Genomic DNA, 13,128 nt, shown 5'->3' on the forward strand with positions numbered 1-13,128 from the left:
GCGAAATCTGTATCACGCTCAACTGAAAAATACGGTAGATTTACTTTAGGAATGGGGATAAGTGCTGACCCCCAAAGGGACTATTGAGAATGATCCAACAACTCACTTATTATTTCCGCTTCTCAAATAGGGCTGGCGCACCAATCATGTAATGTTGCCGTCGAGGCGTTACACTATTGGTGCGCCAGTTATAGCGCCCGTCAATCGATTTTAGATTTTAGATTTTAGATTTTAGATTGAAGAAAGCGACCCCACTGATAAATCCGGGGGCTGGCGATGGGGAACGAGGAGCTTTTTTCTCGATCCGCGAATCAATCCGGGGGCCCCGGATTAAATTGCTTGATTGTCAATGGCGGACTTTCGGGAGTGCGGCTGCGGTGAAAGTTATTCATCCATTCGCATCAGCTTGCGGTAAAACGTTTTAGAAAAATCGACAGTACGAGTTCGCTGAAAAGTCAGGAGTACCTCAATTAAGCAACTAACAAACTCAGAGCTTTGCATAGTCACTTCGTAGCTGAGTTCAGCATTGCCGTCAAACAACACCCGACAGCGGGTTAAATCGATCGGCAGCGACGAGATATTCCAACTAGCGACAAACGGCACGCTCTCCCCACCGTCAATTTTTCTTGCCCCCTCCAAGCTTTTGAGCTTGTAGAGACCAATAGCGTGCGGTAAAAACTTGCGCCTGGGCTCTTGACAGAAAGGCGCGTAGACTTTCACTTCTTTGTCATCGGCTGGCTTGAGTTGAGGAATAGACATATTTCCACCTCAGACAATTATTACTAACAGATAGTTTAGATCCCCAGAAAAAACTAACAGATATTCCTGGTCGATCGCAAGCAAAAGTCAGTCGATTTTAGATTTTAGATTTTAGATTTTAGATTTACAGCACAAAAGATGAATCTGCCAGCAAGAAGGGGAGTTTAAAATTTGGGGTGGCTAACAACTGAAGTCTGGAGGGTTGTATCCATTTGCGGGTAAAGCCAAATACTTTATGCAGTGCCGGTTTACCAGGGCCGTACCAGCAACAGGTTCTCCTGCGGTGCCCTGCAAGCGTCCGCTTTCGACAAAAGTCCAGAAACTGATACAGTAGATGCTTATATCTAAAATCAAAAACTATTGGTGGTTGAATCAAGTAACCTATGCAGGAGAGTTCTTGGCCAGAAAACGACGCTCGCAGCGAGCTTAACTTGGACATCTCTGATTTAGCTCAAGAAGAGCTCAAGAGTTTGACCTCGAACTCGAAGCTCAGCAAAGTATTTGCTATACCAGACATTGGCGACAGGGTGTTTGACGCGGAAACTTCATCAGAGCTCCCGGTGGCGGTGTCTGTGCCGGGAACTCCCTCTTTTCCTCAAAATCTGTACCGGGGACGGCGCGGAAAAGCTGCCGCAGTGCTGACTGCGATTTGGGCCGGCACGATCGCCCTGCACTTGATTTCTTGGGGTGCGTGGGTAGTGTGGGGGTTGACGGGACTGCTGTGGATGCAAGCATTTCGAGTCTTGTTTGCGGAACCCAAGCCCGCACTGCCACCTCTTGCCGATGAAAGTCGAGAGGATTGGCCTTACGTGTCGCTGCTGGTGGCTGCGAAAAATGAGGAAGCGGTGATTGCCCGATTCGTAGAATCCATCTGCAATGTAGATTATCCGATCGACCGCTACGAAGTTTGGGCGATCGACGATCACAGCAGCGACACCACGCCGCTAGTATTGGAACAGCTAACCAAAAAGTACCCCCAGCTCAAAATATTTCGCAGAGGAGCAAATGCCAGCGGCGGCAAGTCGGGAGCCCTGAATCAAGTGTTACCACTGACTCGCGGGGAATTTGTCGGAATATTTGACGCCGACGCGACGGTAACGCCAGACTTGCTGCGCCGGGTGCTGCCAGTGTTCCATGGAGAAAAAGTAGGGGCTGTGCAAGTCAGAAAAGCCATCGCCAATGCTTCGGTAAATTTTTGGACTCGTGGCCAAGAAGCAGAAATGGCTCTCGACAGTTTTTTCCAGCAGCAGCGGATTGCGATCGGCGGCATTGGAGAATTGCGCGGTAACGGCCAATTCATGCGTCGCACCGCCTTGGAAAGCTGCGGAGGCTGGAACGAGGAGACGATTACCGACGACCTAGATTTGACGGTGAGGCTGCACCTAAACCGATGGGACATTGAATTTCTCGCTTTCCCAGCCGTCTCAGAAGAAGGAGTCACTAACGCTCGCGCTCTGTGGCACCAGCGCAATCGCTGGGCAGAAGGTGGCTATCAGCGTTATCTTGACTACTGGCGGCTAATTTTGCGGAACCGCATGGGAACTGGGAAAACTTGGGATTTATTTGGATTTTGGGTATCTCAATATTTCTTACCAACAGTAGCGGTACCCGACTTTGTGATGTCAATTGCGCTGCGCCGGATGCCGATCGCCAGTCCCATAACTTTTATGACCCTTACATTGTCGGTGGTGGGAATGTTTGTCGGTTTGCGCCGCACTCGCAAAGAGACCAAATTTGACGTAAGGCGAGTTTTTGTCACCTTGCTGCAAACGCTGCGGGGTACTGTGTATATGTTCCACTGGCTGCTGGTAGGGACTGTGACGGCTCGGATTGCGGTACGACCCAAGCGGCTCAAATGGGTCAAAACCGTCCATCAAGGTGCTGCTAATAGCATCAACTAAACAATTCGCAGAAAGATCTAGGCACAGTATCGCCGAACGTCCGAAGATTTTCCGAGGCAAAAAACACCGACGCTCGCCAAATACCTCCCCGCCATATCCTAAGAGTAAAATTTGGCAATTCCGAGAAAAAAACACTTGGAAACAGCTTAGGTAATAGGGAATCGGCGAGCGGTAATAGCGAATCAGTAATCGGCCATACAAAAGTCGAAAATTAAAAGATAAAAGCGATAATTTTTAACTTTTAACTTGACAAAAAACCAATTACTATCTATTAATTATGAATTGCCAATTAGGACGAATTGCTTGTTGCCAACTACCCGTCACCCGTAATTGATAATGGATTTGTTAGAGTACCAAGCTAAATCTTTATTTCGCCAGATGGCAATTCCGATTTTGCCGTCGCAGCGGATTGACAATCCCGCCGACCTCAAAGGACTGAAAATTCCCTACCCCGTTGTACTCAAATCGCAAGTGCGGGCTGGGGGACGGGGCCGGGCGGGCGGTATCAAGTTTGTGGAAAATACGATCGATGCAGTAGCTGCCGCTCAAACAATTTTTAATTTGCCGATCGAGGATGAATATCCCCAAGTTCTACTGGCAGAAGCAAAGTACAACGCTGACCAAGAATTGTACTTAGCGGTACTCCTAGACCCGGTAGCCCGCCGCCCGGTGCTTCTGGGTTCGAGACAAGGAGGTATGGATGTCGAAGGGTCGATCGAGCAAATGCAGCAAGTTGCCGTAGATCAAGAATTTTCCCCATTCTACGCGAGGCGTCTCACGCTGAAAATGGGATTGCAGGGAGACTTGATTCAATCGGTGAGCACTATTGTCGAGAAAATGTACCGGCTGTTTGTCGAAAAAGATTTAGATTTAGTAGAAATCAATCCTCTCGGCATCAGTCCCACGGGAGAGGTAATGGCTTTAGACGGTAAAGTCACCGCCAACAACGATGCCTTGGGGCGACATCCAGATTTGGCCACACTCTCAGGCAAGAGGCAAAGCAGCGGGTTGGCACGGGAAAGAAGAAGTCCCCATGCTGGGGGCGATCGCCCCCATTCCCACTCGAAGGTTCAGCAGTCGCCGGAGTTTGACCCCAAATCTAAATCCCCAATCTCCAATTCCGAATCCCTGCAATTAATCGAACTAGACGGGAATATCGCGATTTTGTGCAACGGAGTGGGCCTGACAATGGCAACTCTAGATGCTGTAACCCACCAAGGAGGAAAACCAGCTAATTTTGTGAATATTGGTTCCCTAGACCGCTACGATGCAGCAAATGCCCTGCGCGATCGCGCGGAGTTGGGTCTGGAGTTAGTCGCTCAGGATAAAAGCGTTAAGGTGATACTTGTAAATATTTTGGGCAGCGCCTCCAAAACCGAGGAAATAATCGCTGCAGTAGCCGGCTATTTGGAACGGAAAGCTCGCGCTAACCGCCACATCCAAGTGGTGCTGAGGCTGGTAGAGATCGATGCTGATGCTGTTAAAAAGCGTTTGGGACAGTTGCCGGTGCAGCTAGCTAGCACTTTGGATGAGGCCGCGGCCGCTTCTGTATCCTCCGCCAAGTAGCGGCAGTCGATCGGCAAAAAATGAAATTTCTGTACAGATGAAGGCCTTCTGCTTTTTACAGATCGAGTGTCAAGTGGGAAAAAATGAATTTAACTCCTGAAAGCAAAGTCCTAGTACAGGGCATTACAGAATCTCCCGCGTCCACCCGCGCCGCCCTGATGATGAAAGCATACGGCACGAATGTAGTCGCCGGTGTTAGTCCCGGTCGGGGGGGGCTGGAAGTGGAGGGAATTCCGATTTTTGATTTGGTAGAACAAGCAGTGGCGGCAGTGGGTCACGTTGACACTGCGGTAATTTTGGTAGATGCTTACTCGGTGCTGGATGCTGCTTTAGAAGCGATCGCCGGAGGAATTCGGCAAATCGCGATCGTTACTGGGGGAGTGCCCCCTCTGGATATGGTGCACTTAGTGAGAAAAGCAGAAGCCACCGAAACTTTGGTAATCGGGCCCAACAGTCCGGGGATTATTGTGCCCGACAAACTGCTGCTGGGAACTCACCCCAAGGAATTTTACACTCCCGGCCCCGTGGGAGTGATCAGCCGCAGCAGCACTTTGACTTACGAAGTTGCCCTAGAACTAACGCAGGCTGGGTTGGGACAGTCGATGGCGGTTTGTATTGGCTGCGACGCGATTGTCGGTTCTTCTTTTATGCAGTGGCTGCAACTTTTGGACGAAGACGACAGTACCGAAGCGATGGTTTTGGTAGGGGAGGTTGGCGGATGGAGTGAACAAGCTGCTGCTTCTTACATCGCCTCGGCGATCGACAAACCCGTGGTTGCTTATCTGGCCGGCCGCTACGCTCCCAAGGGGCCGTCTTTGGGCCACGCCGGCATCCTGATCAGTTCTCGGGCCGCTGCCCAGAAAGCCTTTGGAGTTACGGCCCCAAACAAAATGGCTGCCTTTGAAGAGGCGGACATACCTGTGGCGGCTCGACCTTCAGAGATTCCTAAGTTGCTCAAAAAATTGCTAAAGAAAAATTGATTGCTTTGGGAGTTGTTCAGAGTGGAGACTAACCATCAAATAAGCGCTAAAAATAATTTCCCACCATTTTTATATTTGTGGATAATTAGTTCAGCGAAAATCTGCCCATCCTAATTCGTTTTTACTTTGCTTCAAACCATATTCTACCCAAGTTCTTAAACCATAAAAATTACCTACTTCTCTGGGTGTAATGTTGGGAAATTTACTCATTACATACCCAGGGCTGTTTCATTCTCGCTCCGGGACAAACCCCCGTCGTTGCCCCGATGCTTGCAAGGCCCATTTGATCGTCGGTGGGGGGGTTGGCACGGGGAAACTACCCCTACAAAACCGTGATTTTCCTGAGAATGAAACAGCCCCACCCCAACCCTCCCCTTATCAAGGGGAGGGAGTAAGAAATGCACAAATGATTTAGGATTGCTATACAATGGCAAGATAAATTAAGGGACTACCAAATAAAAAACTCGTCCAAAATCAAGCGGTACTGTAAACAATATCGATCAACCACTTACTGAGATGCGGGAGGCTATCCCCAACAGGTTGAGACAGGGAGCATCTCAATGAAAGCAGCCAAGCTATAAATTGGAGTTAGGAGTCAGGAGTCAGGAGTCAGGAGGAAAGAGGAAGAAGGAAGAAGGAAGGAGGAAGAAGAAGTGTTTTTACAAATATGAGATGCTCCCGTTGGGACAGACGCTGATTGGATGTCCCTAACTTACTTTTTAGTTACCAAAACCCAATCGTCCGCTGTTTTGACAATCTCAGCATTCTGCAAACCTAAATGTTTTAAAACTGGTTTTTCTAACAGAAAATAAGGTTGAGGAAGAGTTTGCCATTTCTTTTTGAGCGTCGGCGCGTCGGCGACAATAACTTGGCGTTGACTGTAAAAATTCAGCGATGGACGGCCCAAGCGGTGAGAAGTAAACACTTGTTGACCGGCCGGAGTTCCTGTGCGGACAATTTCGGCGATCGGCTTAACGGGATAATCCTCCGCCAGTTCCCAAACCCAGTTATCAGAAGCCACCAATACCAATAGCGTCAGGTAAGTTCCCCAAATTAAAACTAATATAAACTGCCGGTCTTTGCGGTGCAGCAACACGGCCGCCATTGTCATTGTCAAACCTACAAACATCAGCATTAACTGCAAATCTCGTTCCATCGGCACAATGTATTTCCCAATTTGCACTAAGCCACTGAAGTAAATGCAGCCGACAATACCAACTACACCCAGCACTGCCAAAATTGCGGGATGAGGCAACAAAGAAATAGCATCAAAACGTTCTTCTGCTTCCTCTTTGACTGGTTCTGGCGGCAGCCACAGTTGCTCCCAAACTTCAGCGAGATAACTACCAACAGCCAGAGCAAAAGCTGGATAAATTGGCAAAACATACCACGGCAATTTAGTAGTCATCACAGAAATAGCCAGCAGATATACTCCTGTCCAAACCAATACTAATTTTGGCCCTGGAAAATTGCGATTTTCCCAACTCAAACGTAGCCCTTGTAGCCAAAATAACTGCCACGGCCAAGCTAATTTTAAAATTTCTAAAATATAATACCAGGGCGGGCCTTTGTGACTGCTCACAGGTTCCGAAATCCGCCGGAAAGATTCGTTAACTAAATTAGCGTGGATGAAATATTGGCCGTAGTGCAGCCATTGGGCAAAATACCAAGCAGCTACTGGCAAAGTTCCGATCGCCAATCCGCCCCACAGATACGCAGAAGTGAGGAGTCGCGGGGTATCCCAAACCAAAAAAATACAGCCCATCCCACCCAGCAGCAGCCCCAACATCACGCCCTTAGCCAGGCAAATGAGTCCGAACCCAATCCCCGCGCCCAAAGCGTAGCGCAAATCTCGGCGCGATCGCAGCAAACACCACATCGCCACCAGCAAAAAACACAAAACCGCCCCATCCAACATCGCCAAACGTCCATGCCGCACCACCGGTAACAGCGTCAGATAAACGAAGGCAGAAAAAATGGCGATCGAGCGCGGAGGAAACAACTCCCTGCCAATGGCGTAAAGCAAGGGCACTGAAGTGGCTGTCAGCATCGCCGGTACCAACCTCGCCGTCAATTCGCTGACACCGCCTGCTGCAAAGCACAGCCCGATTAGCCAGTGTACCAGCGGCGGTTTGTTGAAATAAGGCATAGAGTCGATCGTCGGATACAGCCAATTTAAGTTGCCCCGCCAAATTTCGCGACTTACCTGCGCTGCAATGCCTTCATCCCAATCCCGCAAAGCCACGCCCCCCAGATTCAGCCCGAAAATCAGCACTGCAGCCAACAGAAAAGCCAGCATCCACACTTTGTCTGTCAAGCTGTCATTCCAGCGATTTTTCAGTTTGTGGCCCAGGAATGCAAAGATTTCTGACATAAGTTAAGAGAGTTTTGAGCGTCCCAAACTGAAGGTAAACTTAGACAGCAGTTATTTGCGACTAGGAAAATACCATGAACTTGCCTGTAATTATAGATATTATCATTGGCTTAGTCTTTATCTACCTGACTTTAAGCTTGCTAGCTTCGGAAATTCAGGAACTGATTGCTACTGTTTGGCAGTGGCGGGCGGAACATTTAAAGAAGTCGATCGAAGTGCTCATTTCTGGAGGCAGCGAAGGCGCGAAAGATCCCCTGCAACTTAAGAGAGTTGGACACTTGGCTCATGCGATTTACGCCAATCCGATTATCAAGGATTTGAATCAGGGAGCGAAAGGGCTTTTATCAGAGGGATTCCGCTCTGTTACGCACCGCATGGGGGATTTTTACCACGGAGTTACTGGTACTAAAAATGTTTTCGGCAATAAATCTAGTGGGCCTTCTTATATTCCAGCCGAGTGTTTTTCTGCTAGCCTTTTGGAGACTTTAAAGGTTTCTAGTTTGCTCAGCTCTATCTCTAAAACCCGATTGGAAAGATTTAAAGATTTACAATTAGCACAAATTCAACAGATTGGAGAAAATCTGAGTTTGCCGGATGATACTAAACCGATTATTGAGCAAGAATTGAGGTGGCTGACTGCGGAGTTCAATCGAGTTGTTGAAGATTATCACAACAATTTGGCAACTTTGAATAACAGCTTAGATCGGATGTCGGAAAAGCTAGGATTTTATATTAAGGATTCTCAGGTTTATCTACCAGAAACCGAACTAGCAGGGAGAGAATTTCAGAGGCAAATGGCATTTGTGAAGGCTCGTTTTGACAGCAGAAATGAACGAGGGGCGCTGCTGGGGCAACTGCAACCGAGTTTCAGCAATCTGTTAAATACTGTTAAAAAAAGTCAAGATACGGTAGCAGAAATTATGGATATCCAAGAGGAGAGTCCGATTTATCAACAAATTAAAGAAACCTTGGACAGTATGCCAGAATCTTTGAAACGCAGCCTTTATATTTTAGCGCAGCGCGCTGAAAAAAGCGGCGGAGATACTCAAGAACAGTTGCAGCGGTTTCAGAAAGAAATTGAAATTTGGTTTGACCAATCGATGGAGCGTGCTTCTGGTGTTTATAAGCGGAATGCTAGAGGGGTGGCGATTTTGCTCGGAACTGCGATCGCTGTCGCTGCTAATGCTGATACCATTCATATTATTAATCGGTTGTCGAAGGATTCGATGTTGCGATCGACTGTTAATTTGTACGCTGAGCAGTTGGTGGTAAATAATGCTAAGACTAAATCAAATAATTTAACCAGTCTGACAAAAGTTCAACAGGATGTCGATCGAGCTTTGGATCAGGTAGCTTTGCCTTTTGGATGGAGCGAGCAGAACAGCTTAGAACGAGATAAGCAGGGGAATTTATTGTGGCCGGCTTTGATGGCAAGAGTGTTTGGTTGGATATTGAGCGGCGTAGCTATTTCTATGGGGGCTGCTTTTTGGTTTGAGGCGCTCAACAAGATTATTAATATTCGCAATGCAGGGAAAAAACCGCCATCTTCCACAGAATCTTGAGGGGTGCAGTTGCCAGGCCAATCTACTAACTGTCATACCCTTTTAGATTTTAGATTTTAGATGGGGGAATGACTGAAGACTATCGAGGTTTGAAGCACCGGCTTAGATTTGGATTCTTTTTTGAAAGTGGGATCACGGATAGGATACCGGATCGATAGGTAATTGCGCGTTTGCCGGAACTAAGGGAAAACACGCAGAATATAAATTCCGTGCGATCGCGGATGGCAGTCCCGCAGAAATAGGGCAAACTAATAGATAGGTTACATAAGAATGGGCGAAATAAACAAGGTCGCTGGCACTTTCAGAAGCTCTGAATCCAAGGCTGTATCTACCGCTAAACACACTTTTGGAGGACGGAATATGTTGACTTCTTTAAGGGAAACGACTCCCGCCTTGGAATACGCAAACCCCCCATCCAAAAGCTTTGTATTCAAGGACTCCAGCATCAATGAAGGTGGATATTTTGTTTCCAGAAATTTGGCTGGCGAATCTGACTGCATCGAGATATTTACCTCGGCACTTCAAAAATATGCCTCTATCCTTAGAGAGATTGACAAAGTTCGCACAACTTTTGGCGACAACTCCGGCAAACTGCAATTAGGCTTTGTTATCCTCAGTTCAGATTACTTTGAACCATACAAAAGTCAATTGCCCAAATCGCATAGTTCTCTGACTCAAAACACCGGACTTCGTTCGTGTTATGCCGATCGAGATAGTGATACACTCAGCAACGGCGGTGGGCGCGATCGACTGTTTGCTAATTAAGGAGAGTAATTTAATGGAGGGTGTGGAACGTAGCGAGCGCGACTGGGCCCGAATACAATTGTAATTAGTGACGCAGGCGCGATCGAAATCAACGATTAGATCTGACTCAATCTCCAATCATATCAATTCGCTGAATAATTTGAATCACGTTTGTAGTGAGGTGGGCAGTCCTCACAGTGTCCGTACTAGCCGATAAGTCAATTCATTCCCAGCGATTGGTTCCCACTTAATATCAGACCGTTTTGACTGTTAGTAAATACGACCAAAATTCTGGGAAATTAGTAGTTGGGTGTATCCCAAATCTAGCAGCTTCAAGCCATATAGAATTCTTCAAAATCTACATAATTCAGTTTTCCCTTGGATGAAATACAGCTAGGGAAACTTTAGTGGATTGTGCCTATACATAAAAACTCACACTCAAATAAAAACTACTAAATATAAGAAGAGGTATTCGGGGGTGAATTACCTCCACTATTTCCGCATTCCTCAACTCAGGCTACTATTAGCAAAATAAGGTAAAAAAAAATGGATAATAGAACCTAGATTTATTTCAACATTCCCGATTAATCTTGCGATCTACTCCCATAGGTAGAGGCTCCAATTCCCCTTTTGGTCAATAGGTAACAGGCAAATGCAGAGCCAAATAAATCAATAAAAATATTTTAAAAAGTACACAACTTTTCAATTAGGTGTTAATATATAATCAAATAAGCCTGATGAGATAACTCCGGGGTGTATCTACTAAATAATGCCCTTAATGGAGTCTCCAATATGAGTTCTACATTCGCTCAAGTTAACTCACAATCTTCTTTTGAAAAACGACCACTGCGCTCCTTAGTCTTCATTGACTCCGGCGTAGAAGATTACGAGTCAATTGCAGCGGGAGTGCTGCCGGGACAGCAGGTAGTAATACTCGACAGCACCAAAAACGGCATCGAACAAATCAGCTCTGAGATAGAAAAATACGCCTCTACTAACGGGGCGATTGACTCGGTTCACATTATTTCTCACGGCAGTTCTGGCAGCCTACAATTAGGCAACACCGCTCTGGGTTCAGATAACATAGAGCAATACAAAAGCCAGTTGGAAAAGTGGCAAAATTCACTAGCCCCAGAAGCAGACATCATTGTCTACGGCTGCGATGTAGCAAGCGGTACAGGTGCTAATTTCGTCGATCGCTTCAGTGAATTAACCGGGGCTGACGTTGCGGCATCCACCAACACAACCGGCAGCGGTGGCGACTGGAATTTAGAATTTGCTACGGGTCAAATTGAATCTGACTTAGCCTTGCGAGCCGATGCGATGGCAAGTTACCCAGGTAATTTAGCTACGATCGTAGTAGCTAACAATAACGATAGCGGGCCCGGTTCATTAAGGGCTGCGATCGCCACCGCTGTTGCCGGGGATATCATTACCTTCGCTCCAGGTTTAGCCAACCAAACTATTACCCTCACCAGCGGTCAACTCGATATTCCCGCTGGCAAAAACATCACCATTGACGGTGCAGCAGCAGCAGGTTTAACTATCAGTGGCAACAACGCATCCCGCGCCTTTTTTGTCAATGCCAACGTGGTGACTGCTACCACTTTTGCGGTCAAAAACCTGATTATTACTAACGGCAAAACGGCTGAGCGAGGTGGCGCGATCGGCACAACCGACGAAGTAAACCTCACAGTAGACAATGTTCAGTTCAACAACAACGTCGCCGATAAAGGCGGTGGCGCAATTTTCGGTAATTTCAACAATACCCTGACTGTTACCAACAGTAAATTCAACGGCAACGTAGCCACGGCAGCTAACGATGAACGCGGTGCAGGTGCGATCGGCTTTTTGAGTTTCAAAACTTTTACAGTCACCAACAGCGACTTCACCAACAACAAAGGAATTAACGGCGGGGCAATTAACAGCCTTCAAGGTAAGCTGACAATTGACAACTCCCGATTCATCGGCAACGATACCACCGCAGCCGTTTACGCAACAGGCCAAAATAATGCGTTTTTAAGGGGTTTTGGCGGCGCAGTTTACACAGACAGAGCCAGCAATCCGAGCGAAGCTTCCGGCACAATTAAGATTACCAATAGCGTATTTCAAGACAACAAAGGGCGAGGTGAAGGAGGCGCAGCTTATCTGTTCACCGGCAGCCAAGACAATGTAATTTTGGAAAAGAGCACCTTCCAAAATAACGAAATTCTGCCGCTACCCAACGGTGGAAATGCTGGAAACGGTGGTGGGGTAACGGTTTTGAGCAACAGCACCAACCAGGGATTGACCATTACCAGCACCACCTTTGCGGGCAACAAAGCCGGCAATCAAGGTGGCGGGCTGTGGACGCGCAATGCCCCTGCTACGATTACTAACAGTACGTTTTCTGGCAACTCCACGGCGTTTGCTGCTGGTGATTTCAACAAACTCGGCGGTGCAATGACCCTGGGTGCACCCACAACCATTCTCAACACGACGATCGCCGATAATTCAGCAGGCTGGGTTGGTGGAGGTATCTTCGCCGCTGCCAATAATGTCACCCTCAAAAACACGATTCTTTCCAACAATACAGCGGCTAACGGAGGAAACCCTTGGGGCATTCAACAACACGTCACCGCCCAATATAGCGATGGGGGAGGGAATTTTCAGTGGCCGGCCAAAAACCCCAATGACGGAAGCGATTTCAATGCGACGGCAAGTATTACGATCGTAGACCCTTTACTCGGCCCTTTGCAAAACCTCAACGGCGCTTTAGTCAGACCGCTGCTGGCAGGAAGTCCGGCAATTGATAAAGGGATTGCCACGGGCGCACCCGCTACGGATCAGCGCGGTGTGACTCGCCCTCAAGATGGCGACAGCATTGCAGGTGCGATCGTGGACAGCGGCTCTTTTGAATTGGGAGGTAGTGTCGTCCCAGTGCCGACTCCGACACCCGCACCGGCGCCAACTCCGACACCCGCACCGGCGCCAACTCCGACACCCGCACCGGCGCCGACTCCGACACCCGCACCGGCGCCGACTCCGACACCCGCACCGGCGCCAACTCCGACACCCGCACCGGCGCCGACTCCGACACCCGCACCGGCGCCGACTCCGACACCCGCACCGGCGCCAACTCCGACACCCGCACCGGCGCCGACTCCGACACCCGCACCGGCGCCGACTCCGACACCCGCACCGGCGCCAACTCCGACACCCGCACCGGCGCCGACTCCGACACCCGCACCGGCGCCGACTCC

At 48.4% G+C, this 13,128-nt stretch carries 8 protein-coding genes and 1 pseudogene; 6 read left to right on the forward strand and 3 right to left on the reverse strand.

The annotated features are described in order from the left end of the window. Positions 1–384: 384 nt before the first annotated feature. Complete coding sequence (gene ebsA, locus QUB77_RS28935) at positions 385–759, reverse strand: type IV pilus biogenesis protein EbsA (protein WP_006634686.1); 375 nt, start codon at positions 757–759, stop codon at positions 385–387. Between the two features lie 383 nt (positions 760–1,142). Between ebsA and QUB77_RS28940 the strand changes: the two genes are divergently transcribed. The 3 genes from QUB77_RS28940 (at position 1,143) to QUB77_RS28950 (ending at position 5,206) form a co-directional block, all read left to right on the forward strand. Then, positions 1,143–2,660 carry a glycosyltransferase family 2 protein gene (locus QUB77_RS28940; protein ID WP_333180362.1) on the forward strand — a complete coding sequence of 506 codons (1,518 nt, stop codon included), beginning with the start codon at positions 1,143–1,145 and terminating at the stop codon, positions 2,658–2,660. Between the two features lie 336 nt (positions 2,661–2,996). Beyond that, the gene (locus QUB77_RS28945; RefSeq protein WP_333180361.1) at positions 2,997–4,226 is read left to right on the forward strand and encodes a succinate--CoA ligase subunit beta; all 1,230 of its coding nucleotides are present in this window, start codon (positions 2,997–2,999) and stop codon (positions 4,224–4,226) included. A gap of 83 nt (positions 4,227–4,309) precedes the next feature. Further along, positions 4,310–5,206, forward strand: coding sequence for a CoA-binding protein (locus QUB77_RS28950; RefSeq protein WP_333180360.1), 897 nt, complete (start codon positions 4,310–4,312; stop codon positions 5,204–5,206). Positions 5,207–5,215: 9 nt separating this feature from the next. On the opposite strand, the pseudogene QUB77_RS28955 reads toward QUB77_RS28950, so the two are convergent. Together QUB77_RS28955 and QUB77_RS28960 are read right to left on the reverse strand one after the other, a co-directional pair. Next, positions 5,216–5,434: pseudogene (locus QUB77_RS28955) on the reverse strand (IS701 family transposase); the annotation flags it as partial. A 484-nt stretch (positions 5,435–5,918) separates the two neighbouring features. Continuing rightward, positions 5,919–7,580, reverse strand: a complete 1,662-nt coding sequence (locus QUB77_RS28960) for a glycosyltransferase family 39 protein (RefSeq protein WP_333180359.1) — start codon at positions 7,578–7,580, stop codon at positions 5,919–5,921. Positions 7,581–7,654: 74 nt separating this feature from the next. On the opposite strand from QUB77_RS28960, the gene QUB77_RS28965 reads away from it, so the two are divergent. The 3 genes from QUB77_RS28965 to QUB77_RS28975 all read left to right on the forward strand — a co-directional run. After that, positions 7,655–9,142 (forward strand): hypothetical protein, encoded by a 1,488-nt coding sequence (locus QUB77_RS28965; protein WP_333180358.1) that lies wholly within the window; start codon positions 7,655–7,657, stop codon positions 9,140–9,142. A 360-nt stretch (positions 9,143–9,502) separates the two neighbouring features. After that, entirely contained in the window at positions 9,503–9,907 is a 405-nt protein-coding gene (locus QUB77_RS28970; RefSeq protein ID WP_333180357.1) for a hypothetical protein, read from the forward strand. A 771-nt stretch (positions 9,908–10,678) separates the two neighbouring features. Beyond that, positions 10,679–13,128: DUF4347 domain-containing protein (locus tag QUB77_RS28975; protein WP_333180356.1), on the forward strand; the 2,450-nt coding region annotated here is incomplete at its 3' end.

Source organism: Microcoleus sp. AT9b-C3, assembly GCF_036705485.1.
Classification (GTDB): domain Bacteria; phylum Cyanobacteriota; class Cyanobacteriia; order Cyanobacteriales; family Microcoleaceae; genus Microcoleus.

Bases quoted from the DNA above. Each gene is read 5' to 3' on its own strand.
- ebsA (WP_006634686.1), bottom strand. From the start codon at position 759: ATGTCTATTCCTCAACTCAAGCCAGCCGATGACAAAGAAGTGAAAGTC.
- QUB77_RS28940 (WP_333180362.1), top strand. From the start codon at position 1,143: ATGCAGGAGAGTTCTTGGCCAGAAAACGACGCTCGCAGCGAGCTTAAC.
- QUB77_RS28945 (WP_333180361.1), top strand. From the start codon at position 2,997: ATGGATTTGTTAGAGTACCAAGCTAAATCTTTATTTCGCCAGATGGCA.
- QUB77_RS28950 (WP_333180360.1), top strand. From the start codon at position 4,310: ATGAATTTAACTCCTGAAAGCAAAGTCCTAGTACAGGGCATTACAGAA.
- QUB77_RS28960 (WP_333180359.1), bottom strand. From the start codon at position 7,580: ATGTCAGAAATCTTTGCATTCCTGGGCCACAAACTGAAAAATCGCTGG.
- QUB77_RS28965 (WP_333180358.1), top strand. From the start codon at position 7,655: ATGAACTTGCCTGTAATTATAGATATTATCATTGGCTTAGTCTTTATC.
- QUB77_RS28970 (WP_333180357.1), top strand. From the start codon at position 9,503: ATGTTGACTTCTTTAAGGGAAACGACTCCCGCCTTGGAATACGCAAAC.